Genomic DNA, 26,860 nt, shown 5'->3' on the forward strand with positions numbered 1-26,860 from the left:
AAATTGTTTTTTAACGACTACAATTTAGAGCAATTAAGAAAATAAAGACTCTTAAATTACTCGATTACTTTCGTTTTTGTTACTTCACCAATAATAAACACTCAATATTTCTCTGAAATAGAGAAATGGAAGTGTAAATAAAAATTAGCATGCCATCGGAGGCGTATATGTTAAGCATTTTTAAACCAGCACCTCATATAGAGAGGCTGCCAGCGGATAAGATAGATCCTGTCTATCGTAAGCTTCGCTGGCAGATCTTCATGGGTATTTTCTTTGGTTACGCAGCGTATTATCTAGTCCGAAAGAACTTTGCGTTAGCGATGCCATATCTTGTTGAACAAGGTTTCTCTAAAGGTGACCTTGGTTTTGCATTATCAGGGATCTCAATTGCTTACGGATTTTCTAAATTTATCATGGGGTCGTTTTCCGACCGTGCAAACCCGCGTTATTTCTTACCAGCAGGTTTGATTCTCGCCTCCGCAGTGATGTTAATTATGGGCTTCGTACCATGGGCAACATCAAGCATCATGGTAATGTTCGTATTACTGTTCCTTTGTGGTTGGTTCCAAGGTATGGGTTGGCCTCCTTGTGGGCGTACCATGGTTCACTGGTGGTCACAAAAAGAACGTGGCGGTATCGTTTCGGTTTGGAACTGTGCACACAACGTCGGTGGTGGTATCCCTCCATTACTGTTCATGTTAGGTATGGCATGGTTTAACGACTGGAAAGCTGCGCTGTATATGCCTGCATTGGCTGCTATCCTTGTTGCAATCATTGCATTTGCGTTAATGCGCGACACCCCGCAATCTTGTGGTCTTCCTCCAATTGAAGAATACAAAAACGACTATCCAACAGACTATAAAGCGTCTGATGAAGAAGAGTTAACTGCAAAAGAAATCTTCATGAAGTATGTTTTCCCTAACAAACTGTTATGGATGATTGCGATTGCGAACGTGTTCGTTTACTTACTGCGTTATGGTGTTTTGGACTGGTCTCCAACTTACCTGCGTGAAGTTAAACACTTCGCAATGGACAAATCTTCATGGGCTTACTTCTTATATGAATACGCAGGTATCCCAGGTACGTTACTGTGTGGTTGGATGTCGGATAAAGTCTTCCGTGGTAACCGTGGAGCCACTGGTGTGTTCTTCATGGTTCTGGTAACCATTGCAACTATCGTGTTCTGGATGAACCCAGCTGGTAACCCAAATGTTGATATGGCATGTATGTTGATCATCGGTTTCCTAATCTATGGTCCTGTTATGTTGATTGGTTTGCACGCCCTTGAACTTGCACCGAAAAAAGCAGCAGGTACAGCCGCAGGATTCACAGGCTTGTTCGGCTACCTCGGTGGTTCTGTAGCAGCAAGTGCTATCGTTGGTTATACCGTAGACTACTTCGGTTGGGACGGTGGCTTCGCAGTCATGATCGGTGGTTCAGCACTGGCCGTTGTTCTACTGTTTATCGTGATGTTGAGCGAAAGCAAACATAAACGCGAATTAGCAAACTCACAATAAACATTCATCAAATGTTCATTGTTAATCGCTAGACTCGTGGGCTATATCAAAAAATGATGTAGCCCATTTTTTTACCCAAATAAAGTGCCAAGGAGATATAATCATGAGCTTTCCATTAAAAACATTGGTGGCTAGTATGGTTTTAGTGATGTCAGTGTCTGCTGTAGCTCAAGCTTCAAGTAAAGTTGTCATTGCACATCGTGGTGCAAGTGGTTACTTACCGGAACATACCCTACCTGCAAAAGCAATGGCTTACGCACAAGGTGCTGATTTTCTTGAGCAAGATTTAGTTATGACGAAAGATAACGAGCTCGTGGTCTTACATGACCATTATCTCGATCGCGTGACAGATGTTGCTGAACGTTTCCCTGACCGCGCTCGTAAAGATGGCCGTTACTATGCGATTGACTTTACCCTTGATGAAATCAAATCACTCAATTTTACAGAAGGATTTGATATTGTTGATGGTAAAAAAGTGCAAAGCTATCCGAACCGCTTCCCAATGGGCAAATCAGACTTCCGCGTTCATACTTTCCAAGAAGAGATTGAATTTGTTCAGGGATTAAACAAGTCAACGGGTAAGAATATTGGTATCTACCCAGAAATTAAAGCCCCTTGGTTCCACTTACAAGAAGGCAAAGATATCACCAAAAAAACACTCGAAGTCCTTAAAGAGTATGGCTATACCACCAAGGATTCCAACGTTTATCTACAGTCATTTGACCCTAATGACCTAAAACGTATCAAAAATACCTTGATGCCAGAAATGGGAATGGATCTTAAATTAATTCAATTGATTGCTTACACCGATTGGAATGAAACTCAAGAGCAAAAACCTGACGGAACTTGGGTTAATTACAATTATGATTGGATGATGAAACCCGGTGCCATGAAAGAAATTGCGACCTATGCAGATGGTATTGGCCCTGATTATCATATGCTAATTAGTGAAGAATCCACGCCAACTAATATCAAAGTGAATGGCATGGTTAAAGAAGCTCATGATAACAAAATGGCAGTTCATCCGTTCACTATCCGTGTTGATAAGCTGCCAAAATACGCCAAAGATGGGCAACAGCTTTATGACATTATTTATAACCAAGCCGATGTCGATGGCGCCTTCACAGACTTCCCTGACTTAGGGGTTAAGTTCTTGGAACAGCAGAAGCAAAAATAGTTTTCTGAACCAAAAACAAGAATGCAGCCATTTCATTTGGCTGCATTCTCTTCAAGTTAACCGTCTTAGTTAAGCAATAGTGACAGGGAATGCGATCACATCACTGATTTTGTCTGCATTTAATGCAATCATTATCAGCCTATCAACCCCAACTGCTACACCAGAACAATCGGGTAAACCATGCTCTAAAGCCGCCAATAAGTGCTCATCAATAGGCGCAGTAGGGAGCCCCATTGCCGCACGCTTACGGTTGTCTTGTTCAAATCGCTGGCGTTGTTCGCTTGCATCGGTGAGTTCATGGAAACCATTCGCCAGTTCCATCCCTTTATAATACACCTCAAAACGCTCAGCTACGCGGTGGTCTTCCGTGCTAATCACCGCAAGAGAAGCTTGAGTCGCAGGGAAATGATACACGACTGCAGGCTTTTCTTTACCAATATGAGGCTCAACGCCCATGGTAAATAGCAGTTGAAGTAAGGTATCTTTATCTTCTTCCTGATCCGCAATATTGCTCAAATCTAAACGGGCTGCAACCTCACGTAATTCGCTTTTTTCAGCGGACAGCGGGTCAATATCCAAATAACGTAAAAACGCTTGTTGGTAAGAAAGTAGCTCTGCACTCTCACATTCTAAAACTTGTTGCAGTAAATCATCCACTTCATTAATCAAACGATACATATCAAAATGCGGACGATACCACTCTAACATGGTAAATTCAGGGTTATGATGTCGCCCTGCTTCTTCATTTCTAAAGCTACGACCTAACTGATAGATAGGGCCACTACCTGCCGCTAATAAGCGTTTCATGTGGTATTCAGGGCTAGTCATTAAATATAAATTAATGCCTTGTGCCGCACCAGGACCCACAAAACGCGTTTCAAATGGAACAAGATGAATGTCAGTGACTGTTGCCTGACTCATTGCGGGGGTTTCGACTTCAAGTACACAGCGATCAGTAAAAAAACGTCTGACTTCCGCAATTATTTTTGCGCGCTGTAACAGGTTAGCGATGGGGGCGGTTGGCTGCCAATTCGCTATATCACTCATTAAGATGACTCCAAAATAAACTTAGTCGTGCAGTGTACCCACCTCACTTGCAACACACAATGCATTTACACTGATAATGCACATTTATCTGGGCGTAAGTACTTGTAACTGTCGACATGATGAGTAAGTAGAGATAACCAGATTATCTCTTGCTTTATACGATTAGGCAAAGCCTTTACTTTGAGCTATACATCGAGTTAATGAGGAAAGATAAAGAAAATAGTCAGAAACATGATTATTTCTTATGTTATGTGACATAACTGTTACTAAAAAAGCGAAACGATTCGCTTTCTCAATCTATTTTAAAATTTTCTCTTCGAAATTGAGCTTCTTCTAAAAATAAATAGTGAGACTCCTCGCAAATTAGCATTCAATATGAATGAAACTCTTCAGCTATAATAATAGTATTATTCACTTATTATTGGTAAAACCTGACTAATTCCCTTGGTTTTATACACTAAAATTTTATGTAAATTTAATGATAATTATTTGAAATTCCTTTTTATTCGATGTTAACAGCCTAGAAAATCGAGCAATGTAAAAACAATTTATAAAAAGAAGATCTACCTCACACTTTATCGCTAAATTTGGCCAAAACCCCCCTCTATATCAAATTTATCTTGAGTACTATTCGCTATAATTCACAGCATGATAAGTCATTATTAGCTATTATATTATTTACTATTAAAAAACAGATATTTCGTAGTTTAGCTTTAAGTTGAACTGAAAATGACGTAGCTAATTATCAAAAGTATTTAAAAGAATTTATCAATTTTACACTTGAACAATGGAGAAGCGCAGTGCAAACCTTCAATGCCGATTTAGCGATTATCGGGGCCGGGGGCGCAGGCTTACGTGCAGCAATTGCTGCCGCTGAAGCAAATCCCAATATCAAGATTGCTCTGGTCTCAAAAGTATACCCAATGCGTAGTCACACTGTGGCCGCAGAGGGGGGATCAGCAGCAGTTACTCAGGCTCATGACTCCTATGACTATCATTTTAATGATACTGTAGCTGGTGGGGACTGGCTGTGTGAGCAAGATGTTGTCGACTATTTTGTCGAACACTGCCCAATAGAAATGACCCAACTAGAGCTATGGGGCTGCCCGTGGAGCCGTAAACCAGATGGTTCAGTTAACGTTCGCCGTTTCGGTGGAATGAAAATTGAGCGTACGTGGTTTGCTGCTGATAAAACTGGCTTCCACATGCTCCATACCCTGTTCCAAACTTCATTAAAATATCCACAAATTCAACGTTTTGACGAACATTTTGTTCTCGATATCATTGTTGATGAAGGCCAAGTCCGTGGTCTTGTCGCGTTAAATATGATGGAAGGAACAAAAGTCCAGATCCGTGCGAATGCCATCGTGATGGCAACTGGCGGTGCTGGACGCGTTTATCGCTACAATACCAATGGCGGTATTGTAACCGGTGATGGTATGGGTATCGCATTCCGCCATGGCGTGCCGCTGCGTGATATGGAATTTGTTCAATATCACCCAACTGGGTTACCGGGTTCTGGTATCTTAATGACCGAAGGTTGTCGTGGTGAGGGCGGGATCCTTGTCAATAAAGACGGCTATCGCTATCTGCAAGACTACGGAATGGGGCCTGAAACTCCACTGGGTAAACCTGAAAATAAATATATGGAACTGGGTCCACGTGACAAAGTTTCCCAAGCGTTCTGGCACGAATGGCGTGCAGGTCGCACCATCAGTACCCACCGCGGTGATGTTGTTTACTTAGATCTTCGCCACCTTGGCGCAGAAAAACTGCATGAGCGTTTACCATTTATTTGTGAATTGGCGAAAGCCTACGTGGGTGTTGACCCAGTAACAGACCCAATTCCTGTTCGCCCAACCGCTCACTACACCATGGGTGGTATCGAAACGGATCAACGCACAGAAACACGCATCAAAGGCCTATTTGCTGTCGGTGAGTGTTCTTCTGTTGGCTTGCACGGTGCAAACCGTTTAGGTTCTAACTCATTAGCTGAATTAGTTGTATTTGGTCGTCTGGCAGGTGAAGAAGCCGCTCGCCATGCTGCTGAAGCAACACCAGCCAATGCAAATGCTATCGAAGCCCGTACTCGTGATATCGAAGCTGACCTCAGCAAGCTCATGAACCAAAAAGGGAAAGAGAGCTGGTCGAAAATTCGTGACGAAATGGGTATTTCAATGGAAGAAGGCTGCGGTATCTACCGTACCCCTGAATTAATGCAAAAAACCGTCGATAAAATTGCTGAGCTGAAAGAACGCTTCAAGCATGTCGAAATTACCGACCATAGCAGCGTATTTAATACTGACCTACTGTACACCATTGAATTAGGCTTTGGCCTTGATGTGGCGGAATGTATGGCTCACTCTGCAATCAACCGTAAAGAATCACGTGGTGCACACCAACGTCTCGATGAAGGCTGTACTGAGCGTGATGATGTTAATTTCCTTAAACATACTTTGGCATTCTATAACCCAGAGGGCTCCCCTCGTTTAGAATACAGTGACGTGAAAATCACGAAATCTCAGCCAGCTAAACGTGTTTACGGTGCCGAAGCTGAAGCTCAAGATAAGGCGAAGAAGGAGCAAGCTAATGGATGATATGAAACACCTAAAAATGGAGATCATGCGTTACAATCCGGAAACGGATAGTGAGCCCCATTTGGTGACGTATGATGTCCCTTACGACGAGCAAACTTCTTTGTTAGATGCGTTAGGCTATATCAAAGATAATCTCGCTCCAGACCTGTCTTACCGCTGGTCCTGTCGTATGGCGATTTGTGGTTCTTGTGGCATGATGGTGGACAAAGTGCCTAAACTGGCTTGTAAAACATTCCTGCGTGAATACCCGCAAGGCATGAAAGTTGAGCCATTAGGTAACTTCCCAATCGAGCGCGACCTTGTTGTTGATATGACTCACTTTATTGAGCGTTTAGAGGCGATCAAACCGTACATTATCGGTAATGACCGTAAACCTTCTGAAGGCCCAAATAAGCAGACGCCTGCCCAGATGGCGAAATACCATCAATTCTCAGGCTGTATCAACTGTGGTCTGTGCTATGCAGCTTGCCCACAATTTGGACTGAACCCAGAGTTCATCGGTCCAGCCGCGATTACATTGGCAGAGCGCTACAATTTAGATAACCGAGACCATGGTGCGAAAGAACGCATGACCTTGTTAAACGGTGACAATGGTGTCTGGAGTTGTACGTTTGTAGGCTACTGCTCTGAAGTCTGTCCTAAGCATGTCGACCCTGCGGGTGCGATCCAACAAGGTAAAGTTGCCAGTGCGCAAGACTTTGTTATCGCCATGCTGAAGCCACGATAAGGAGAATTGAAGTCATGACAACAAAACGTAAACCCTATGTAAGGGAAATGAAGGGCGATTGGTGGCAAAAGCTAGGTTTTTACCGCTTTTATATCATGCGTGAAAGTACTTCAGTCCTTCAAGTCTGGTTTAGTATCTTAGTCCTATATGGAGTATTTGCACTCAAGAGTGGCCCTGAATCATGGGCTGGCTTTGTTGGGTTCTTAAGTAACCCAATCATTCTTATCATTAACATTATTACTTTGGCAGCAACATTATTGCACACCACCACGTGGTTCAATCTTGCACCAAAAGCCGTCAGTATTATTGTGAAAGATAAGAAAATGTCTGATGAGCCTATCGTTAAAGGCTTCTGGGCTCTCACGATTGTTGTTACGGCAGCAATCTTAGCTATCGCATTGTTATTTTAATCTAAGGAGAATCTGATGAATCTAACGCCTAAACGTTCCGATGAGCCGATTTTCTGGGGATTATTTGGTGCCGGTGGTATGTGGAGCGCCGTAATTGGCCCTGCAATTATTATTCTGTTAGGGATTTTAATTCCTCTCGGTGTTGCACCAGAAATGCTTAGCTATGAGCGTATTATGGCATTTAGCCAAAGCTTTATCGGCCGCGTATTCTTATTACTGATGATTATTTTACCAGTATGGTGTGGTATGCACCGTATTCACCATACGCTGCACGACTTTAAAATCCATGTCCCTGCGACAAAATGGGTTTTCTACGGCGGCTCAGCAATCATTAGCGTTATTGCAATTATTGGTGTATTTACTCTGTAAATAATTCAATCACACATTATTTTAATAAAAGGTATGACAGCACATTGTCATACCTTTTCTTTTTTAGGGCTTAAAGCCTCGAATAAGTGATTCTAAACCAAACAAAAATGCTTCTGTTCCATCATCATTATCCATGATTTGAACAGCTTCCTTTAATAACAATGACATCGCCTCGTCTTGTTCAACATCTCTCTCACCCATTGCCGCTAAATGCTCTTGCTGCTCAAGTTAATCAAGCTAACCAAGGTAAATTACAAGGAATTTTAGTCAGTTTAGCCAATGCCCCTGGAGTAATTGGCCCATTAGCTTTAATGTATTGATATTTAACCCCCCTTAAGGGGGATCAAATCATAACTAACACTAAACAGGATTTGGTTTTGGCAACCAAGTAGATATAAAGTAGGAAAGCCCACAAACCGCAACAAATAGCCCAACATAACCTAAGTTAAAGTGACCTAAATAACCGACGACTAAAGGCGTTATCCCCCCGATAGAGGCAGAGGCGCCATTGTACCCTACGCCTAGTATTGTTGCCTGCCCATTAGATTTATCCATCAGTACGGCCGATAAATTACACAATATCATCGCTGAATATACGGACATAACGACTTGAGCGAAAAAGACGAGAAGTAAATTATCTAGCTGCAATGAAAAATAGAGTGGTACTGAAAGCAATACCATCCCAATGACTCCCATATTAAAAACAGATTTAACTGAGCTATATTTATCGGTTAACCAACCACATATCAGCATAAAAATTAACAATAGACCGGACGAAAATATTTCATAAAAACTCTTTATCTCGTCTATCATTAATTTTTCAATAATTAATGAAGTTGATAAATTTTGAGAGTAGAAAGTGACAGTACCAGGAATGGTAAATAAGAAAACCCAAAATACATGGAGCCAACTGAATATTGGTTTTTCATCTAATTCACTTTTATAATCCGGTAATTTTGCTCTAAACCAAAAACTAATTAAAATATTAATTAAACCAATTAATAGTGGGAGCCTCCAGCCAATTGACTGCATCGCTTCTTCAGAAAATGTGTTCTTTAACATGAAAACGACAGCTAATGATGCGATTACTCCACATAAAGAACTACCAACAATAATTGATGAAACTCTAGATTGAATATTCCCATCTAAATCCTTAAATAAATAAGTGATTAAAGAAGGAAATTCCCCAGCAAAACTAAAAGAAAGTGCTAATTGCAAAATTAATATCACAAATGGCGTATAGTTTCCTAAAAACTCAATAGGTAACAGTGCCATCATTAATGTTGCCGTACCCGTTATCAGGCTTGTTAATACTAAAGCGGATTTTTTTCCTACCGTATCTGCATACCAACCAATAACATATCCGCCTAATGGGCGGATTAAAAAACGCAACGCAAAGATACCCCATACCATTTCTGTCGCTTGGGCATAACCCAGTTTAGTTAACTCCATACTTAAATAAGTAGATATTGCCGCAAAAACTGCAATATCATAGTATTCCAAAGCATTACCAACAACCGCACCAAACCTGAATTTCCATTTCATTTTTATCCCTTTTCTATTAATGAATTTCCTTGTCGTAAAATATTCTGACCATTAAGGATAACTCACCAGAGACTCCAAACAAGCAAGGGTAATACCATTTTCTTTTAATGCCTGAAATAAACCACTAGGTGAAGTGTAAGAGCAACCTAATTTTTCTTTAATACGTTGAATACGCTTATTCTCTGTCGCTTCTGAACAACCTTGCATATAACTAATCTCCTTTACACGGCAATGTGATAATAATAATCGGATAGTTATTATTTCTTTACGAGTAAAACGTATATTACCAAAGCGCATATAAGGGTGAATATCTAAAGGTTCAAATTCTTGTTCACTACGTTTATTAACTATATTCACTGGGAATTTAATTTCCTCACGCAATGGTAAAATAGTATAATTATCTTTATCTTTTTTCCATGATTCATATGCAAAATCTATAATCGTTGGCCTACATTTATAAAGTAATATCATATCATTTAGTGAAATTTTCTTTCTAGAATTAATGGATGTGATTTCATATACATTTCCATACTTAGCACAAAAATCAACTTTCAATTCTCTTTTCTTTGTTTTTGCCAATGTGTTTATAAAGATTTCTGAGTAATTGCTCCAATATTGAATTCCTGGAGATAACCTTTCACTTAAACGTAAATCTAAATCAGCCCCCCAATAAATAAGTAGCCATTCATAATTGTTTGACATAATACTTACTTGCTTATTACTAAGATCAACCCTAGTTATGGATAAATCTACATCATTCCAATCAAAATAATTCGAAAAAATACTTTTTAAATTATAACAAGATTTTTCTAATAAATTGTTTTCTATATCCATACACTATCCTTAATTTATGTTATGTTTACAATGATTAAATTTAATACTTTCAAAAAAAACAACATTTCCACTAGTATTTAGAGACTTATTAATTAAAGCCACCACATTTCCACTCTAAATCACGTTAATAATCCAGCATTTTAACATGTATATTGTAATTTAAGGATAACTCACCAAAGATTCCAAACACGCAAGAGTAATGCCATTTTCTTTTAAAGCCTGAAATAAACCACTAGGTGAAGTATAAGAGCAACCTAGTTTTTCTTTAATGCGTAGAATACGTTTATTTTCTGTCGCTTCCGAACAACCTTGAATATAACTAATTTCCTTTACTCGGCAATGTGATAATAATAAACGAATAGTTATCATTTCTTTACGGGTAAAACGAATGTTACCAAAACGCATATAATGATGAAAATCTAAAATATCTCGGTTATTATCTTCAATTTGTTGAGATAAGCTTATGTCCGCCCTAAGTGGTAAAATAATATTTTCATTATCTTTCCAGACATGCTGGGAGTAATCAGAAATAACAGCCCTTAATTTATAGAGCTCTAATAACTCATTAGATGAGAATTTCTTTCTTGAATTTATTGATGTAATTTCATATACACCGCCATATTGAGTACAAAAATCCACTTTCATTTCTTTCTTATCTGTTTTAGATAATGTTTTTTGAAATTCGGCAGAGTAATTATTCCAATATTGAATACCAGGGATTAATCGCTCCTTTACTTTCTTATCTAAATCATCATCCCAAACCATAAGAACCCAATTATAATTACTAGAAATAGTCCTTACAGAATGATTAATCAAATCTACTCTACTATAAGTAACATCTATATCATTCCAATCGAAATACTTTAAAAACTTATCACCAAAACCAGAACAAGAAAGTTCTAGGTGTTTATTTTCTATATTCATATGTCACCCTTACATTTAAATAGTTAATAACCTTTGTTTTTTACTCAATAACAATGAAACAAATAGAGTTAACGAACTCAATGAAACAAAAACACCAACCAAGGAAACATCAATGATGACTAAATAGTTGATAATTAAAGGCGTTAACCCGCCTATAATCGTCGATGCAAGATTGTATCCCATACTTAAAGTCGTAACTTGTCCATTGGCTGGTTTTGCCATGGCATAATTCCAATTACATAAAACCATTGCTGAAATAATAATAATTGACGATTGGGAGATAAGTACTAATGATAAAACCTTAGTCGACATTAGGTAATAAATAGGAATTGATAGTATGGCAGCTAACTTTACCCCTAAGTTAAACACCCGTTCAGAGTAACTGTATTTATCTGTTAACCAGCCAACTATTGCCATTAAAATCAATAATAAAGTTGATGATATCATTGAATATATACTTTTAAATTCTTCTAGCTCTAACTCCTTAAGTAAAAACGAAGATGAAAAATTTAAGGTATAAAAAATAACCGAACCAGGAATAACAACCAGTAAAATATTAAATGCCTTAAGCCAATCTATTTTTTGGCACCCATCATACTCAATGGGTTGGTCTGGTAAGCGATAGCGAAACCAAAAACAGATCAGTATATTACCTAGACCTAATAGTAGTGGTATCCTCCACCCCACCCTTTGCATGGTTTCAGGGTCTAATATATTTTCGAGAATTAACACGATTCCTAACGAGCCAATAACACCAACAACCGCACTTCCAGTTAACAACGCCGAAATTCTACCTCGTTCTTGGGGCTTAGAGTCTTTATATAAATAGGTAGACAGTGATGGGCTTTCACCCGCAAAACTAAAAGATAGCAACATTTGAAGAAATAATATGGCTAAAGGCGTATATACCCCTAAGAGTTCAATTGGCAGAAATGCCATACATAATGTTGCACTACCGGTGAGAATACTTACCAAAATCATTGCTGGTTTTTTACCAACTTTATCTGCATAACGGCCAATCACATACCCACCTAGTGGCCGTATAAGAAAGCGTAAAGCAAAAATCCCCCACACAAGTTCCGTTGCTTGCTGATAACCTAGCCGAGTTAATTCTGCACTTAAATATGATGAAATCGCTGCAAAAATTGCAACATCATAAAATTCTAAGGTATGCCCTGCTACAGCGCCAAAACGTAATTTCCATTTCATAAAATGATCCCATATCCCTATATGAAACAAATAGTTAAATTAATTAATAGGCATTAATTTTTCTAAGCTTGCTAATGTAATCCCGTGATCTTTCATTACCGAAAAACATTCCTTTTGAGATACCATTTCACAGTTTAATTTTTTCTTGATATTGTTAACCCTTATATATTCGTCCTCCTCCGAACAGCCTTGAATACGGCTAATTTCATTTATATTTCGGTGGGAAAGCAACAAACGGATGGTTAATACTTCTTTATTTGAAAATGACAACTGCCCAAAACGTATATAATTAGAGATTTCATTACCCCTGCAAATAATAGGTGCGGTTTCGTCTAATTCAATTTTTTGGCGTAACGGTAATGCAACCGTTTTATTTTCAGACCATTTTTCATATGCATATTCAGAAACTATTGAACGCCATCGATACAATGAAAGTAAATGATCATATGGGACTTTATGATTCGCATTGAGTGAAAATATCTCAAATAAATTATTGTATCTATTACAAAAATCAATTTTTTTATTTCCTTTATCTAATTTGGTTAAAATTTTCTGGTATGCTTCCGAATAATTACTCCAATATTGAACACCCGCAAATAACCGTTCTTTTAATGATAAATCCATATCATGATGCCAATAAATTAATTGCCATTCATAGTCGCTTGACAATGCATATATCTTTTTTTCGTCAATATCAATAATATTATAATTAACATCAATATCATTCCAATTAAAATAATTACATAGGTCTAATTTCACACTAGCACTTATTTTTTCCATCCTATTGCTTTCTATATCCATAAAAATCACCTTTTAGTTATTTAAATAAAAATAAAGATAATAAAAACGTTGAATCTATATCTTTAACACATAAAAATAAATATTCAAAGGCCAAAATTTAAAGGTATTCAAAATTAAGAATTATTTTTTTATCTTTATATCTCAATTGAATTACAGTTCATTAAAATAATTTAAATTATATTTATATATTAACTATTGGAGATCATATGAAACAAGACTGGCACTCGGCTGATATTATTGCAGCAATAAAGAAAAAAGGTTCTTCTCTTTCAGAAATATCACGTTCAGCAGGGTTAAACTCATCAACATTAAATAACGCCCTATCAAGACGCTGGCCAAAAGGAGAGCGTATTATTGCCGAGTTTTTGGGTGTTGCACCATCTGAAATTTGGCCATCGCGTTATAACGAAAAATAACATAAGAATTGTTTTCTCTATGTCCCCAAAAATATCAAAAAAAGCGGGTAACTTTCTCTGTCACCCGCTTATTATTCATTTTTAATTAAAAAATGCTTAATTTGAAAGCTAACTTGATACTTTTAAACCAATTAGCCCTGTAATAATCAAGGCAAGGCTTAATAAGCGAAACATATTCGCTGATTCCCCAAGAAAAATAATCCCAACAATTGCCGTACCTACTGCACCAATACCGGTCCAAATTGCATAAGCCGTGCCGACAGGTAAGTCACGCATTGCGTAAGCTAACAGACCCATACTCGCAATAATCGCAATAATGGTAATGATACTCGGTGTTAAACGTGTAAAACCATGGGTATATTTCAAACCGACAGCCCATACAACTTCTAATAAACCCGCAAATAAAAGGACGATCCAAGCCATAGCTGGTTGCTCCCGTTAAATACTCGGGGTCGTCCCCATATTTAAATGACGTTAATTCAGGTCGTCCTGAATACGTATGAAGTGAAAATCCATTATAAACATTCATGTAACAAGACTCAAGCAACGAAAAATAACAAATAAGCGCAAATCAGTAATAATATTTAACCTTTTTATACTGTTTTTTATGATTAAGCATCATAACCATCGCACTCAAAATTATACACAGGTAAAGTAGGTGTCTTATCTGGCAAGTTCATCGAGAAAACAGCATGAGTCTCAGAGACATCTTACTCGCCCTTTGTGTAGTGATTATTTGGGGGGTTAACTTCGTTATCATTAAGCTCGGGGTAACTGCACTTCCGCCGTTATTATTAGGTGCCTTACGCTTCATGTTTGTGGCCTTTCCCGCTATTTTTATTTTTAAACGCCCTAAAATTCCATTCAAATTATTGCTTCTCTATGGGCTAACGATTAGCTTTGGTCAATTCGCCTTCTTATTTTGTGCTATTCGAGTTGGAATGCCTGCGGGTATAACCTCTGTCATATTGCAATCCCAAGCTTTCTTTACCCTATTACTTGGCGCAATGATTTTAAAGGAATCATTACAGCCAACCCACTTTATTGGTATGTTTATCGCGATTGCAGGGCTGACGGTGTTAGCCAATGGCGCCACTGCCGGTGGGCTAGATGATATCCCATTGCTCGGATTAGCATTTACTTTAATTGCAGGATTATCATGGGCTTGTGGTAATATCACCAATAGAATTATTATGAAACAGGAAGGCGCAGAGAAATGTAGTGCCCTATCTTTAGTCAGTTGGAGTGCTCTGATCCCAATTATCCCTTTTTTAATTAGTTCATGGATTTTAGAAGGCGAAGAAGCAATTATTGAAGGGCTATCTGGTTTTAATTGGTCGGTCTTTGGTGTCATTATCTATTTAGCTTATTTATCAACATTTGTTGGCTATGGGATCTGGGGTGTCTTACTTGGTCGCTATGAAGCGTGGCGTGTTGCTCCTTTTTCATTGTTAGTTCCCGTCTTCGGTTTAAGCAGTAGTGCATTATTTCTTGATGAGCACATTAATGGCGTACAAGTTGCTGGCCTTGTTTTAATCATGTTTGGCCTAATTACTACACTTTTTGGCAAAAAAATAATTCAAAAATTAAGACATACCTAGTTAACCAATTAATAATCGGAGGTTTTTTAACTTCCGATTATTTGCCCTACCTTTACCCATCCCCTCATCGGCAAAAACACATCAACAGTCATTAATTTCAAAATAAATAATAAATCAAGATAAAAAACCAAATCAATAGACAACCACTAGTTCAAAACCAAATAAAATCCAATAAATAATCCTAAATTAGTGATACTGGCTACAATTATGAAATTTATCTCAAATTTCAATTGGGTGTATCGGTTTAGCTACTTTTTCTTTGACTTAAGTATGGTTATACCTTTCTCAGTTTTACTTAAACAAATAACAAAAAGTAATCAACTGAACAGATGGGGATGGCTATGGGTAAACAATTAATATGGATTGTGCTCGCATTACTTGGTGCTTTTTCACTGGGTTACATCGCCTTAAATCGAGGTGAACAGATTAATGCCCTGTGGATCGTTGTTGCAGCCGTGTGTATTTATCTGATTGCATACCGATATTATGGGCTTTTTATTGCTAAAAAAGTACTCCAAGTTGATGCAACTCGTATGACACCAGCAATTCGTCATAACGATGGCTTAGACTACGTACCGACAGATAAAAAAGTATTATTTGGCCACCACTTTGCCGCTATCGCAGGTGCTGGCCCACTTGTCGGCCCTGTACTTGCGGCACAGATGGGGTATTTACCAGGCATGCTTTGGCTACTTGCCGGGGTTGTGCTAGCAGGGGCCGTACAAGACTTTATGGTGTTGTTTGTTTCAACACGTCGAGACGGCCGTTCACTGGGTGAATTAGTTAAAGAAGAAATGGGTAATACGGCAGGGGTTCTGGCTTTAATTGCTTGTTTTATGATTATGGTGATTATCTTAGCCGTACTCGCTATGATTGTCGTAAAAGCCCTCACTCATAGCCCATGGGGAACTTACACCGTTGCCTTTACTATTCCATTGGCGATTTTTATGGGTATTTATACCCGTTATATACGGCCAGGACGCATTGGTGAAGTCTCTATTATAGGGTTAGTTTTCCTCGTATTTGCAATTATCTCTGGGGGTTGGGTCGCTGAAAGCGAAACTTGGGCACCTTATTTTGACTATACTGGTGTTCAACTCACTTGGATGTTAGTGGGATATGGCTTTGTTGCCGCTGTACTTCCTGTTTGGCTGCTACTTGCCCCACGAGACTACCTATCAACCTTCTTAAAAATCGGTACTATTATTGGTTTGGCAATTGGTATTTTAATCCTCAATCCAAATCTACAAATGCCATCGCTGACCAAATATATTGATGGTACAGGCCCGGTTTGGGCAGGTGACTTGTTTCCATTCTTATTTATTACCATTGCTTGCGGTGCCGTTTCTGGCTTCCACGCACTGATATCATCGGGCACCACACCCAAAATGTTGGCGAATGAAAACCAAGCTTGCTTTATCGGCTATGGTGGCATGTTGATGGAATCTTTTGTAGCTATCATGGCGTTAGTCGCCGCTTGTGTGATTGACCCAGGTGTTTATTTCGCCATGAATAGCCCCATGGCAATGTTAGCTCCCGCAGGTACACAAGATGTAGTCGTTTCTGCTGCCCAAGTCGTCAGTAGCTGGGGCTTCCAGATCACCCCTGAACAGCTTAACAGCATTGCTAATGATGTGGGTGAAACCAGTATTATTTCACGTGCCGGAGGTGCTCCAACACTGGCTGTTGGGATGGCGTATATTCTCCACGGTGCCCTTGGCGGTCTAATGAATGTCGCCTTCTGGTATCACTTTGCCATCCTATTTGAAGCGTTGTTCATTTTAACCGCGGTGGATGCAGGAACTCGAGCGGCACGCTTTATGCTGCAAGATTTACTGGGTGTGGTTTCTCCATCCTTGAAACGTACCGATTCGTTACCCGCAAACTTGATAGCAACCGCGCTATGTGTGCTGGCTTGGGGTTATTTTCTTCACCAAGGTGTTGTCGACCCACTTGGCGGTATTAACACCTTATGGCCATTGTTTGGTATCGCGAACCAAATGTTAGCGGGTATGGCATTAATGCTGTGTGCTGTGGTACTGTTTAAAATGAAGCGCCAAAGATATGCATGGGTCGCTTTAGTCCCAACTGCATGGTTGTTAATCTGTACGATGACTGCAGGCTGGGAGAAAACTTTCAGTGAAGATGCCCGTGTTGGTTTCTTAGCTGTCGCAAATAAATTCCAAGCAATGATTGATAGCGGTAATATTCCAGTTCAATATACGGAATCTCAATTAACTCAGTTAATTTTCAATAACCGCTTAGATGCAGGATTAACTATTTTCTTTATGATTGTTGTGGTATTACTGGCTCTATTCTCCATCCGCACTGCGTTGAAGGCATTAAAATCCGACCAACCAACAGCGAATGAAGTACCATACGAAGCCATGCCAGCCAACTATGAAGAAATCGTGGCAAATACACGCCATCATTGATTTTCGCGGAAAAGCTTGTCACTGTTTAGGACATATACTCTTTCTCCAAAATAATTCACGTTGGAGCAAAGCGGCAAAGAAGATAATCCCTAGGAGCATACTCTAGTATGTGACTAGGGTTAGCGAATGAAGCCAACGCAGCAACAACGTGAAGTATGAAGGAGAAACTAGGAGCATACATAACAGTATGTGACTTGGGTGGCCGAGAGCAGTCAACAACGCTGTAGCGCGAGGTATGAAGGAGAAAAAATGTTTGGAGAACTGGGAAAAGCAGCCCGCTACCTAGGCCAAGCGGCAAAAATGATGGTCGGCGTCCCCGATTACGACAACTACGTCGCTCATATGCAAAAAACGCACCCTGACCAAACTCCCATGACCTATGAAGAGTTTTTTAAAGAGCGCCAAGATGCACGTTACGGTGGTAAAGGTGGGTTTAAGTGCTGTTAGGCCTTAAAAAATAGACAAAAAAAGCCGTGGCATTCGACCACGGCTTTTTATTTTTAACGATTCAGTATAGGATCAACCGTTATTTTACGCGTGAAACATACTCGCCAGAACGAGTATCAACACGGATCACTTCACCGATCTGAACAAACAGAGGAACCTTAACCACTGCGCCAGTGCTCAGTGTTGCAGGTTTACCACCTGTACCTGCGGTATCACCTTTCAGGCCAGGGTCAGTATCAGTAATTTCTAACTCAACAAAGTTAGGTGGAGTAACCGCGATAGGACGGCCGTCCCACAGTGTTAAAATACATTCTGCTTGGTCAACTAACCATTTTGCGTTATCGCCAACGGTTTTTTCGTCCGCTGCTAACTGTTCGAAAGTTTCGTTGTTCATGAAATGCCAGAACTCACCGTCGTTGTACAGGTAAGTTAAGTTCATATCCATGACATCTGCACCTTCAACAGAGTCAGTAGACTTAAATGTTTTTTCCAACAGTTTGTTAGAAATCAGTTTACGGATACGCACACGTGCGAACGCTTGACCTTTACCCGGTTTGACGAATTCACTTTCTAAAACGACACAAGGCTCGCCATCTAACATGATTTTAAGACCTGAGCGGAATTCATTGGTACTATAAGTAGCCATGGTGATCCTCTAATTTATAAACTAAAAATGGCATAGCCAAAAAATGGTCGATATTGTAACTCAAAATACCTCATCCAGAGAAGTCTGGATACAACAACTTGCAGAAGCAATCACTAATCCAGATGAATTGCTGCAAATACTTAACCTAGAAAATCACCTTTTATCAAAAGAAGGCAGTGAGGCACGTAAACTATTTCCTTTACGCGTTCCAGTGCCCTTTATTTCCCGTATGAAGAAAGGCGATCCACTAGATCCTCTGTTATTGCAGGTATTAACCGCAAAAGCAGAGTTTGATATACATCCAGGTTTTTCTACTGACCCACTAGAAGAGCAGGATAATGAAATTCCAAGTTTACTGCATAAATACCACAACCGCGCATTACTGCTGGTAAAAGGTGGCTGTGCAGTCAACTGTCGCTACTGTTTTCGCCGGCATTTTCCTTATGAAGACAACAAAGGAAATAAAAATAACTGGTTGATGGCTGTGGATTATATAAAAAACCACACCGAACTCAATGAAATCATCTTCTCAGGTGGTGATCCATTGATGGCAAAAGACCATGAACTCGATTGGCTTATCAGCCAATTAGAGGCGATCCCACATATAAAACGCCTTAGAATTCATACTCGCTTGCCTGTAGTGATACCTGAACGTATCACTGAAACTCTCTGTAAACGCCTTGCTAGCTCAAGGTTACAAGTAATTATGGTGACACACGTTAACCACGCTAACGAAATCGACGAGTCATTCACCAATGCTATGCAAAAACTAAAGTTATCAGGTGTGACATTATTAAACCAAAGCGTATTACTGCGCCAAGTTAATGACAACGTGACAGCTCTGATGAATTTAAGTAATGCTCTGTTTGATGCGGGTATTTTACCTTATTACTTACATGTATTAGATAAAGTCCAAGGTGCCGCTCACTTTTTAGTGAGTGATACTGAAGCTAGACAATTAATACAGCAATTATTGAGTAAAGTCTCAGGGTACCTTGTACCTAAGCTCGCTCGGGAAATTGGGGGAGAGCCAAGTAAAACACTGCTTGACCTTAATTTAAGGCAGAACTAGAAAGCAAAACGCCCAAATCATCATTTGGGCGCTATGAATTCATTTTAGGGGCACTTATAAACTTGGCCAACCATTTTGCTATCTAATGGAATGAAGCTAGATAACACAGTTTCACTTGGACTTGATGCACCAAAAATCACGTTACCGCCCATTGCCGCGGCTTTATTACGTAAATCATTTGCTGCGCTGCGCATTGAGCTAGATTCATTATTCACACCACTCAACCAGTTGCTTTGAGTCCCTGCAACCTGACCGAGAAGTTGGCAATCACTTCCTGGTTGATTCTCAACAAAACGAACTTGTGAGCCTGCCGCAGTCAAATTAGTTGTTGTTGAACAACCTGCTAAAAGCAATAATGCAGCAGCACCAAGCAAGACTTTAATTCGCATGTTTTCCCTCATTTTTTCATTGTGTTTTTGCAGCTGGTTTGAAAATCGCTTTAGTTTCAATAATCTATTAATTGAAATATCTAGGAGGTGATTAACATACAGCGCCATAATTGCCGCACATCACCAGCCGAATAGAGTTTACCACAAATTAACCAAGAACCTGCTCTATTCTTTACTAATTCAAACCATTTACCTTACGTTAAATATAACCTGTGAAGCAACATTGACGCAAAAATAAATCGTATAACGCATTAATTGTACATCGTTTCGAGGTATTACATTCATCAATAATTAATGGTTATATATTTATTAAAAACCAATAAAAAAACCGGCACCGCTAGGAACACTAACGATACCGGTTTTGTGGTGGGTAGCCCTAACTGAGTTAGTGACTACTTAAGCTTGATGTCGCCAGCTGGCTTACATCATACCGCCCATTCCACCCATGCCGCCCATACCAGCAGCACCTAAGTCAGGTGCGTCTGATTTTGGCAGTTCAGTGATCATCGCTTCAGTGGTGATCATCAGACCTGCGATAGACGCTGCGAATTGCAGAGCAGAACGCGTTACTTTAGTTGGGTCTAAGATACCCATGTCGATCATGTCGCCGTAAGTATCAGTCGCCGCGTTGTAACCTTCGTTACCTTTTGCTGCTTTCACGTTGTTAACAACAACAGAGGCTTCTTCACCTGCGTTAGTAACGATTTGACGCATTGGCGCTTCCATCGCACGCAGAGCAACACGAATACCTACGTTTTGTTCTTCGTTTTCACCAGTCAGTGCTTCCAGTTTCGCTGCAACGCGAACCAGTGCAGTACCACCACCAGCAACAACACCTTCTTCAACCGCTGCGCGAGTTGCATGCAGAGCATCGTCAACACGAGCACGTTTTTCTTTCATTTCAACTTCAGTTGCTGCGCCCACTTTAATAACAGCAACACCGCCTGCTAATTTAGCAACGCGCTCTTGCAGTTTTTCACGGTCGTAGTCAGAAGAAGATTCTTCGATTTGTTGACGAATTTGTGCAACACGGCCCGCAATCGCAGATTCTTCACCCACACCATCAATGATAGTGGTAGTGTCTTTGTTAATAACAATACGTTTTGCTTGACCTAAATCTTCTAATGTCGCTTTTTCTAACTCCATACCGATCTCTTCAGAGATAACAGTACCGTTAGTCAGAATTGCGATATCTTGCAGCATGGCTTTACGACGGTCACCGAAGCCCGGTGCTTTAACCGCTGCAACTTTAACAATACCACGCATGGTGTTAACAACCAGAGTTGCCAGTGCTTCACCTTCAACATCTTCAGCGATGATTAACAGTGGTTTGCTTGCTTTAGCAACGCCTTCTAATACTGGCAGTAATTCACGGATGTTAGAGACTTTTTTGTCAACTAACAGGATGAATGGGTTTTCTAACTCAACAGCACCTGTTTCTGGTTTATTGATGAAGTAAGGAGACAAGTAACCGCGGTCAAATTGCATACCTTCAACCACATCCAGCTCGTCTTCCAGACCAGTACCTTCTTCAACCGTGATAACGCCTTCTTTACCGACTTTATCCATAGCTTCTGCAATTAATTTACCCACGGTTTCGTCGGAGTTTGCAGAAATAGTACCAACCTGTGCGATTGATTTAGTGTCTGAACAAGGAACAGACAAGGCTTTCAGTTCTTCAACTGCAGCAACAACTGCTTTATCGATACCGCGTTTCAGGTCCATTGGGTTCATACCCGCAGCAACCGCTTTTAAGCCTTCAGTAATGATAGCTTGAGCCAGTACAGTTGCAGTTGTTGTACCGTCACCTGCAGCGTCGTTAGCTTTAGAAGCAACTTCTTTCACCATTTGAGCGCCCATGTTTTCGAATTTGTCTTCTAATTCGATTTCACGTGCAACTGAAACACCATCTTTGGTGATAACTGGTGAACCAAAAGATTTATCTAAAACTACGTTACGGCCTTTAGGACCTAAAGTAACTTTTACTGCGTCTGCCAGAACATTCACACCACGAAGCATTTTCGTACGTGCATCACTACCAAATTTAACGTCTTTAGCTGCCATTATCTCTTTCCTTCAAATTCTTTTCGTTCGTTGAGAAGTTTTAAGTGAAAATTACGCTTCAACAATTGCCAGAATGTCACTTTCGGACATAATCAGAACTTCTTCATTGTCGATTTTTTCAGCTTTCACGCCATAACCATCGTTAAAAATTACGATATCGCCAACTTTCACATCCAGTGCTTTGATTTCACCATTTTCGAGGATGCGGCCGTTGCCAACAGCAAGAACTTCACCACGAGTTGATTTGCTTGCAGCAGTACCCGTTAGAACGATCCCGCCGGCAGATTTTGATTCAACTTCTTTACGCTTAACGATAACACGGTCATGCAATGGACGAATTTTCATTAATAGTTCTCCTATAAATAAAGTCCATACTAGGTAAAAGGACGATACCAGCATGTCTTAAATAAACTAGTACCATGTTTGAGCAGATTGGGGCGAAGAAGAGGGACTTCAAGGGGGGAGATAAAAAATTTTTCATTTTTATCTCCCCATAAATAGGGTGGTTTTATGGTTTAGGGCGTTCGTCTTTATCCGATGAATCTGTTTTATCTGAATTATCGATTGTAAAAGAAGGATCATCTTGCTTACGTTGGAATTCCCCCTCAAAAGTATCGCCACGTTGAAAGCCGCTATTTCCTGTTTGGTTAAAACCTGAACCCGGCTGGTAGAAACGAATATGAGGAATTAAGCGCATTACAATAAGCTTTTGAATTGGCGGAAGTAACAATAGTAAGCCAATAAAATCTGTAAAGAACCCCGGCACAATCAACAAAAAGCCCGCTAAAACCAATGCAACGCTCTTGATCATTTCAGCTGCTGGGCTTTCACCCGATGCTAACTTTTGTTGGATTTGTAGTACATTTTTCATACCTTGATTTTTAACGAGTGACACACCTAAACAGGATGTCAAAACGACCAAAATTAGCGTCATTAAAACACCAACTTCGGATGCAACCCGCACAAAAATCACGGATTCAATGTAAACGAGAATACATATCAGAATGAGTGGTAACCAGCGCACAAGTTCTCCTTTATTTCAATAAGCTATCGATTATTTTACGCCCCTAGGGAAACCTTTGTGAACTGCATCTAAGAGACAACTATCAATATTCGCTTTTTTCTTTAGTATAGCCATAATAATTGGGGCAGAGATAACGCTTTTCAACTCACAGATTTTTTTCATTAATGATACTTATCTGTGATGAATGTCACACAACGTGAAATCTGTTGCATAAATCAAACTATATAGTGATCTAGGTTCAAGGCAATAGATGATTAAAAGCATATCATCTACCCATAAATCAGTAGATCATAATGCTGACAACGTAGTAGACGGTGTTAATTGCTTGTAAAGTTTTACTTTGCAATATTAATCACCTGTGAATTTTGTTTTACGAAGTATAGATTTTTAAAGCGCATAAACGGACAGTAACTGTAATCTAATTAAGAAGGTTCTCATGTCAAACAATACTCGTATCGAAGAAGACCTGTTAGGTAAAAAAGAAGTTCCAGCTGATGCCTATTATGGTGTTCATACTCTGCGTGCGATTGAAAACTTTTATATCAGCGACCGCACTATTAACGATGTCCCAGAATTTATCCGCGGCATGGTTATGGTAAAAAAAGCGGCAGCTTTAGCCAACAAAGAACTGAAAACTATTCCTCGTAATATCGCAGAGACTATTATCAAAGCCTGTGACGTTGTGTTGAATGAAGGCAAATGCATGGATCAGTTCCCTGTTGACGTATTCCAAGGTGGTGCGGGCACATCACTGAACATGAATACCAATGAAGTACTGGCGAATATCGGTTTAGAGCTGATGGGTCACAAAAAAGGGGAATATGAATTCCTCAACCCAAATGATCACCTGAACAAAAGTCAATCCACTAACGATGCTTACCCTACTGGGTTCCGTATCGCAGTGTATAACTCAGTACTGAAGTTAATTGAATCTGTTGAATACCTGAGAAAAGGCTTTGAAGCTAAAGCTGAAGAATACAAAGACATTCTGAAAATGGGCCGTACCCAGTTGCAGGATGCTGTTCCAATGACCGTCGGCCAAGAATTCCATGCTTTCGCTACTCTCTTAAAAGAAGAAGAGAAAAACTTAAAACGCAGCATCGAATTACTGCTCGAAGTTAACTTAGGCGCTACTGCTATCGGTACAGGCTTGAATACTGCACCTGGTTACTCAGAGCTTGCCGTTAAAAAATTAGCTGAAGTGACTGGTTTACCATGCGTTCCTGCAGAAGACTTAATCGAAGCAACCTCTGACTGCGGCGCTTACATCACAGTTCACGCGGGCTTAAAACGTCTGGCGATGAAACTGTCTAAAATTTGTAACGACTTACGTCTGTTATCTTCCGGTCCTCGTGCAGGTCTGAAAGAAATCAATTTACCTGAGTTACAAGCTGGTTCTTCTATCATGCCAGCAAAAGTTAACCCTGTAATTCCTGAAGTTGTTAACCAAGCTTGTTTCAAAGTTATTGGTAACGATATCTGCGTAACAATGGCTGCTGAAGCGGGTCAATTGCAATTAAACGTAATGGAACCAGCGATTGGCCAAGCGATGTTCGAATCCATCTCTTTAATGAGCAACGCATGTCGTAATCTGCAAGAAAAATGCATTAGCGGCATTACAGTAAACAAAGAAATCTGTGAAGCATTTGTATTTAACTCCATCGGTATCGTCACTTACTTAAACCCATTTATTGGCCACCATAATGGTGACATCGTGGGTAAAATTTGTGCTGAAACCGGTAAGAGCGTCCGCGAAGTTGTTTTAGAACGCGGTTTACTGACTGAAGCTGAACTGGATGATATTTTCTCTATTGAGAACTTAAAACACCCAGCTTATAAAGCAAAACGCTTTGATGACTAAAAATTTATGTTTATCATAAATAACACTTAAAAATAAAGGCACGCCTCTCAATAGAAAGCGTGCCTTTTTTGATTGATACACACACAAATAATTAACATAACAGTTTCATAATTTTAATTTTCATTTTGTCGAGGAGTAAACACTATGTTAGCCGTAGAATTTATTATTGTTCTGCTGGCCATCTTTTTGGGGGCCCGTTTAGGTGGGATAGGTATCGGCTTCGCCGGTGGCCTTGGGGTACTGGTACTCGCTGCTATTGGCGTAAAACCAGGAACCATTCCATTTGACGTTATCTCAATCATCATGGCTGTTATTGCCGCTATCTCTGCAATGCAAATTGCTGGGGGTCTGGACTATTTAGTTGCCCAAACCGAAAAATTACTGCGCCGCAATCCTAAATACATCACCATTCTTGCACCCATTGTTACCTACTTCCTGACACTTTTCGCAGGGACAGGTAATATCTCTTTAGCAACACTGCCTGTTATTGCAGAAGTTGCAAAAGAGCAAGGCGTAAAACCGTGCCGTCCATTATCAACTGCGGTTGTTGCTGCTCAGATAGGTATTACAGCATCACCAATTTCTGCTGCAGTGGTTTACATGGCATCCGTCATGGAAAACCCTGCAATGGTTGGTGCAGGTAACACAGTCAGTTACATCTCTCTCTTAAGTGTTCTATTACCTGCGACATTCCTTGCTATCATTTTGATGTCGTTCATCATCTCTTGGACTTTTAACTCTAAATTATCCGATGACCCTATCTACCAAAAACGTTTAGCTGAAGGTTTAGTTGAACTGCGTGGTAGCCAAGTAAAAGAAATCAAAGCCGGTGCTAAGTCTTCTGTACTGCTGTTCTTACTTGGGGTTGTTGGCGTTGTCTGTTATGCCATCATTAACAGCCCAAGCTTAGGGATTGTCGAAACCCCATTAATGAACACCACAAATGCTATTTTGATTATCATGCTGACTGTAGCGACATTAATCACTATTTTCTGTCGTGTTAATACTGATGCAATCTTGAACTCAAGTACCTTTAAAGCAGGTATGAGCGCATGTATTTGTATTTTAGGTGTTGCTTGGTTAGGTGATACTTTCGTACAGCATAACATTGACTGGATCAAAGAAACTGCCGGTGATTTAATCCATGAGCACTCTTGGATGTTAGCGGTAATTTTCTTCTTCTGTTCTGCTTTACTATACTCACAAGCTGCAACAGCAAAAGCATTGATGCCTATGGCATTAGCGCTGAATGTAAGCCCATTAACGGCTATCGCATCATTCTCTGCGGTTTCTGGTCTATTTATTCTGCCTACTTACCCAACACTGGTTGCAGCAGTACAAATGGATGATACAGGGACAACACGTATTGGCCGATTTGTCTTTAACCATCCATTCTTTATTCCAGGTACCATCGCTGTCGCATTAGCTGTTTCATTCGGCTTCTTATTCGGCGGTATGATCCTATAGTTTATATTAGTATCAATTAATATTATAAAGACCCGTGCAAATCGCACGGGTTTTCTATGCCTACATATAACATATTATTTTTGTTATTCTATACAAAGTCACGGAGGAAATTATAAAAATATAATAATCATTCAGATAAAAAACTAAGCCATTTATTAAAAATATATTTAAAATATATTGAACTCGGTTGTTAATAATTAAATTAAAATCAGAAATAAGTATTTTTCTAACAATATATCTATATTAATACTCTACATATAAGTGTAACAAACAATGACTAT

At 39.7% G+C, this 26,860-nt stretch carries 26 protein-coding genes; 13 read left to right on the forward strand and 13 right to left on the reverse strand.

The genetic code is table 11. The features are described from left to right. The first annotated feature begins 167 nt into the window (after window positions 1–167). Together glpT and glpQ are read left to right on the forward strand one after the other, a co-directional pair. Window positions 168–1,517 carry a glycerol-3-phosphate transporter gene (gene glpT, locus PZ638_RS17330; RefSeq protein WP_110591189.1) on the forward strand — a complete coding sequence of 450 codons (1,350 nt, stop codon included), beginning with the start codon at window positions 168–170 and terminating at the stop codon, window positions 1,515–1,517. 103 nt (window positions 1,518–1,620) lie between these two features. Beyond that, window positions 1,621–2,694: a glycerophosphodiester phosphodiesterase gene (glpQ, locus tag PZ638_RS17335; protein ID WP_004258611.1), complete on the forward strand. Its 1,074-nt coding sequence runs from the start codon at window positions 1,621–1,623 to the stop codon at window positions 2,692–2,694. Window positions 2,695–2,763: 69 nt separating this feature from the next. Here glpQ and epmA read toward each other — a convergent pair whose 3' ends face one another. Next, window positions 2,764–3,741, reverse strand: coding sequence for an elongation factor P--(R)-beta-lysine ligase (gene epmA, locus PZ638_RS17340; protein WP_004258613.1), 978 nt, complete (start codon window positions 3,739–3,741; stop codon window positions 2,764–2,766). An 800-nt stretch (window positions 3,742–4,541) separates the two neighbouring features. On the opposite strand from epmA, the gene frdA reads away from it, so the two are divergent. From frdA to frdD, 4 genes are read left to right on the forward strand one after another with little or no spacing between them, the layout of a single operon-like run. Beyond that, on the forward strand, window positions 4,542–6,338 hold the full coding sequence (gene frdA, locus PZ638_RS17345) for a fumarate reductase (quinol) flavoprotein subunit (protein ID WP_272674661.1): 1,797 nt from the start codon (window positions 4,542–4,544) through the stop codon (window positions 6,336–6,338). Beyond that, window positions 6,331–7,065, forward strand: coding sequence for a succinate dehydrogenase/fumarate reductase iron-sulfur subunit (locus PZ638_RS17350; RefSeq protein ID WP_004258616.1), 735 nt, complete (start codon window positions 6,331–6,333; stop codon window positions 7,063–7,065). Before frdA ends, PZ638_RS17350 begins: the two co-directional genes overlap by 8 nt. Before the next feature lie 14 nt (window positions 7,066–7,079). Next, window positions 7,080–7,475 (forward strand): fumarate reductase subunit FrdC, encoded by a 396-nt coding sequence (frdC, locus tag PZ638_RS17355; RefSeq protein WP_004258617.1) that lies wholly within the window; start codon window positions 7,080–7,082, stop codon window positions 7,473–7,475. A gap of 15 nt (window positions 7,476–7,490) precedes the next feature. Further along, window positions 7,491–7,844 carry a fumarate reductase subunit FrdD gene (gene frdD, locus PZ638_RS17360; RefSeq protein ID WP_004258620.1) on the forward strand — a complete coding sequence of 118 codons (354 nt, stop codon included), beginning with the start codon at window positions 7,491–7,493 and terminating at the stop codon, window positions 7,842–7,844. 63 nt (window positions 7,845–7,907) lie between these two features. On the opposite strand, the gene PZ638_RS17365 is transcribed toward frdD, so the two are convergent. The 6 genes from PZ638_RS17365 to PZ638_RS17390 form a co-directional block, all read right to left on the reverse strand. Beyond that, a complete protein-coding gene (locus PZ638_RS17365) occupies window positions 7,908–8,045 on the reverse strand; it encodes a TetR family transcriptional regulator (RefSeq protein WP_141240673.1) in 138 nt (45 codons plus the stop codon). A 159-nt stretch (window positions 8,046–8,204) separates the two neighbouring features. Next, complete coding sequence (locus PZ638_RS17370) at window positions 8,205–9,389, reverse strand: MFS transporter (protein ID WP_094961466.1); 1,185 nt, start codon at window positions 9,387–9,389, stop codon at window positions 8,205–8,207. A 51-nt stretch (window positions 9,390–9,440) separates the two neighbouring features. Further along, window positions 9,441–10,223, reverse strand: coding sequence for a helix-turn-helix transcriptional regulator (locus PZ638_RS17375; RefSeq protein ID WP_144396009.1), 783 nt, complete (start codon window positions 10,221–10,223; stop codon window positions 9,441–9,443). A gap of 159 nt (window positions 10,224–10,382) precedes the next feature. Continuing rightward, window positions 10,383–11,147: a helix-turn-helix transcriptional regulator gene (locus tag PZ638_RS17380; protein ID WP_004258635.1), complete on the reverse strand. Its 765-nt coding sequence runs from the start codon at window positions 11,145–11,147 to the stop codon at window positions 10,383–10,385. Window positions 11,148–11,162: 15 nt separating this feature from the next. Further along, entirely contained in the window at window positions 11,163–12,356 is a 1,194-nt protein-coding gene (locus PZ638_RS17385; protein ID WP_004258638.1) for an MFS transporter, read from the reverse strand. Window positions 12,357–12,395: 39 nt separating this feature from the next. Continuing rightward, window positions 12,396–13,157 carry a hypothetical protein gene (locus PZ638_RS17390; protein ID WP_110591182.1) on the reverse strand — a complete coding sequence of 254 codons (762 nt, stop codon included), beginning with the start codon at window positions 13,155–13,157 and terminating at the stop codon, window positions 12,396–12,398. Window positions 13,158–13,363: 206 nt separating this feature from the next. On the opposite strand from PZ638_RS17390, the gene PZ638_RS17395 reads away from it, so the two are divergent. After that, complete coding sequence (locus tag PZ638_RS17395; protein WP_144141535.1) at window positions 13,364–13,573, forward strand: helix-turn-helix domain-containing protein; 210 nt, start codon at window positions 13,364–13,366, stop codon at window positions 13,571–13,573. A 108-nt stretch (window positions 13,574–13,681) separates the two neighbouring features. On the opposite strand, the gene sugE is transcribed toward PZ638_RS17395, so the two are convergent. Beyond that, window positions 13,682–13,996, reverse strand: a complete 315-nt coding sequence (sugE, locus tag PZ638_RS17400) for a quaternary ammonium compound efflux SMR transporter SugE (protein ID WP_004258648.1) — start codon at window positions 13,994–13,996, stop codon at window positions 13,682–13,684. Window positions 13,997–14,265: 269 nt separating this feature from the next. Between sugE and PZ638_RS17405 the strand changes: the two genes are divergently transcribed. From PZ638_RS17405 to PZ638_RS17415, 3 genes are all read left to right on the forward strand, one after another. After that, window positions 14,266–15,174, forward strand: a complete 909-nt coding sequence (locus tag PZ638_RS17405) for an EamA family transporter (protein ID WP_136135362.1) — start codon at window positions 14,266–14,268, stop codon at window positions 15,172–15,174. A gap of 341 nt (window positions 15,175–15,515) precedes the next feature. After that, window positions 15,516–17,609 carry a pyruvate/proton symporter CstA gene (gene cstA, locus PZ638_RS17410; protein ID WP_206277788.1) on the forward strand — a complete coding sequence of 698 codons (2,094 nt, stop codon included), beginning with the start codon at window positions 15,516–15,518 and terminating at the stop codon, window positions 17,607–17,609. A gap of 249 nt (window positions 17,610–17,858) precedes the next feature. Beyond that, window positions 17,859–18,056, forward strand: a complete 198-nt coding sequence (locus PZ638_RS17415; RefSeq protein WP_004258665.1) for a YbdD/YjiX family protein — start codon at window positions 17,859–17,861, stop codon at window positions 18,054–18,056. Window positions 18,057–18,135: 79 nt separating this feature from the next. Here the strand turns inward: PZ638_RS17415 and efp are convergent, their stop codons facing one another. Then, entirely contained in the window at window positions 18,136–18,702 is a 567-nt protein-coding gene (gene efp / locus PZ638_RS17420) for an elongation factor P (protein ID WP_004258667.1), read from the reverse strand. 43 nt (window positions 18,703–18,745) lie between these two features. Between efp and epmB the strand changes: the two genes are divergently transcribed. Then, window positions 18,746–19,774, forward strand: a complete 1,029-nt coding sequence (gene epmB / locus PZ638_RS17425; RefSeq protein ID WP_094962347.1) for an EF-P beta-lysylation protein EpmB — start codon at window positions 18,746–18,748, stop codon at window positions 19,772–19,774. Window positions 19,775–19,818: 44 nt separating this feature from the next. Here the strand turns inward: epmB and PZ638_RS17430 are convergent, their stop codons facing one another. The 4 genes from PZ638_RS17430 to PZ638_RS17445 form a co-directional block, all read right to left on the reverse strand. Continuing rightward, complete coding sequence (locus tag PZ638_RS17430; protein ID WP_004908089.1) at window positions 19,819–20,163, reverse strand: DUF4156 domain-containing protein; 345 nt, start codon at window positions 20,161–20,163, stop codon at window positions 19,819–19,821. 420 nt (window positions 20,164–20,583) lie between these two features. Beyond that, the gene (gene groL / locus PZ638_RS17435; RefSeq protein WP_004258673.1) at window positions 20,584–22,227 is read right to left on the reverse strand and encodes a chaperonin GroEL; all 1,644 of its coding nucleotides are present in this window, start codon (window positions 22,225–22,227) and stop codon (window positions 20,584–20,586) included. A 51-nt stretch (window positions 22,228–22,278) separates the two neighbouring features. Further along, window positions 22,279–22,572: a co-chaperone GroES gene (locus tag PZ638_RS17440; protein ID WP_004908085.1), complete on the reverse strand. Its 294-nt coding sequence runs from the start codon at window positions 22,570–22,572 to the stop codon at window positions 22,279–22,281. Between the two features lie 163 nt (window positions 22,573–22,735). Next, window positions 22,736–23,251 carry an FxsA family protein gene (locus PZ638_RS17445; protein WP_036958041.1) on the reverse strand — a complete coding sequence of 172 codons (516 nt, stop codon included), beginning with the start codon at window positions 23,249–23,251 and terminating at the stop codon, window positions 22,736–22,738. 436 nt (window positions 23,252–23,687) lie between these two features. Between PZ638_RS17445 and aspA the strand changes: the two genes are divergently transcribed. Both aspA and PZ638_RS17455 read left to right on the forward strand, forming a co-directional pair. Beyond that, window positions 23,688–25,112, forward strand: a complete 1,425-nt coding sequence (aspA, locus tag PZ638_RS17450) for an aspartate ammonia-lyase (protein WP_004258700.1) — start codon at window positions 23,688–23,690, stop codon at window positions 25,110–25,112. A gap of 144 nt (window positions 25,113–25,256) precedes the next feature. Next, on the forward strand, window positions 25,257–26,579 hold the full coding sequence (locus tag PZ638_RS17455) for an anaerobic C4-dicarboxylate transporter (RefSeq protein WP_004258703.1): 1,323 nt from the start codon (window positions 25,257–25,259) through the stop codon (window positions 26,577–26,579). The last annotated feature ends 281 nt before the right edge of the window (window positions 26,580–26,860 follow it).

Origin of the sequence: Providencia hangzhouensis (assembly GCF_029193595.2) — a bacterium.
Taxonomy (GTDB): Bacteria; Pseudomonadota; Gammaproteobacteria; order Enterobacterales; family Enterobacteriaceae; genus Providencia; species Providencia hangzhouensis.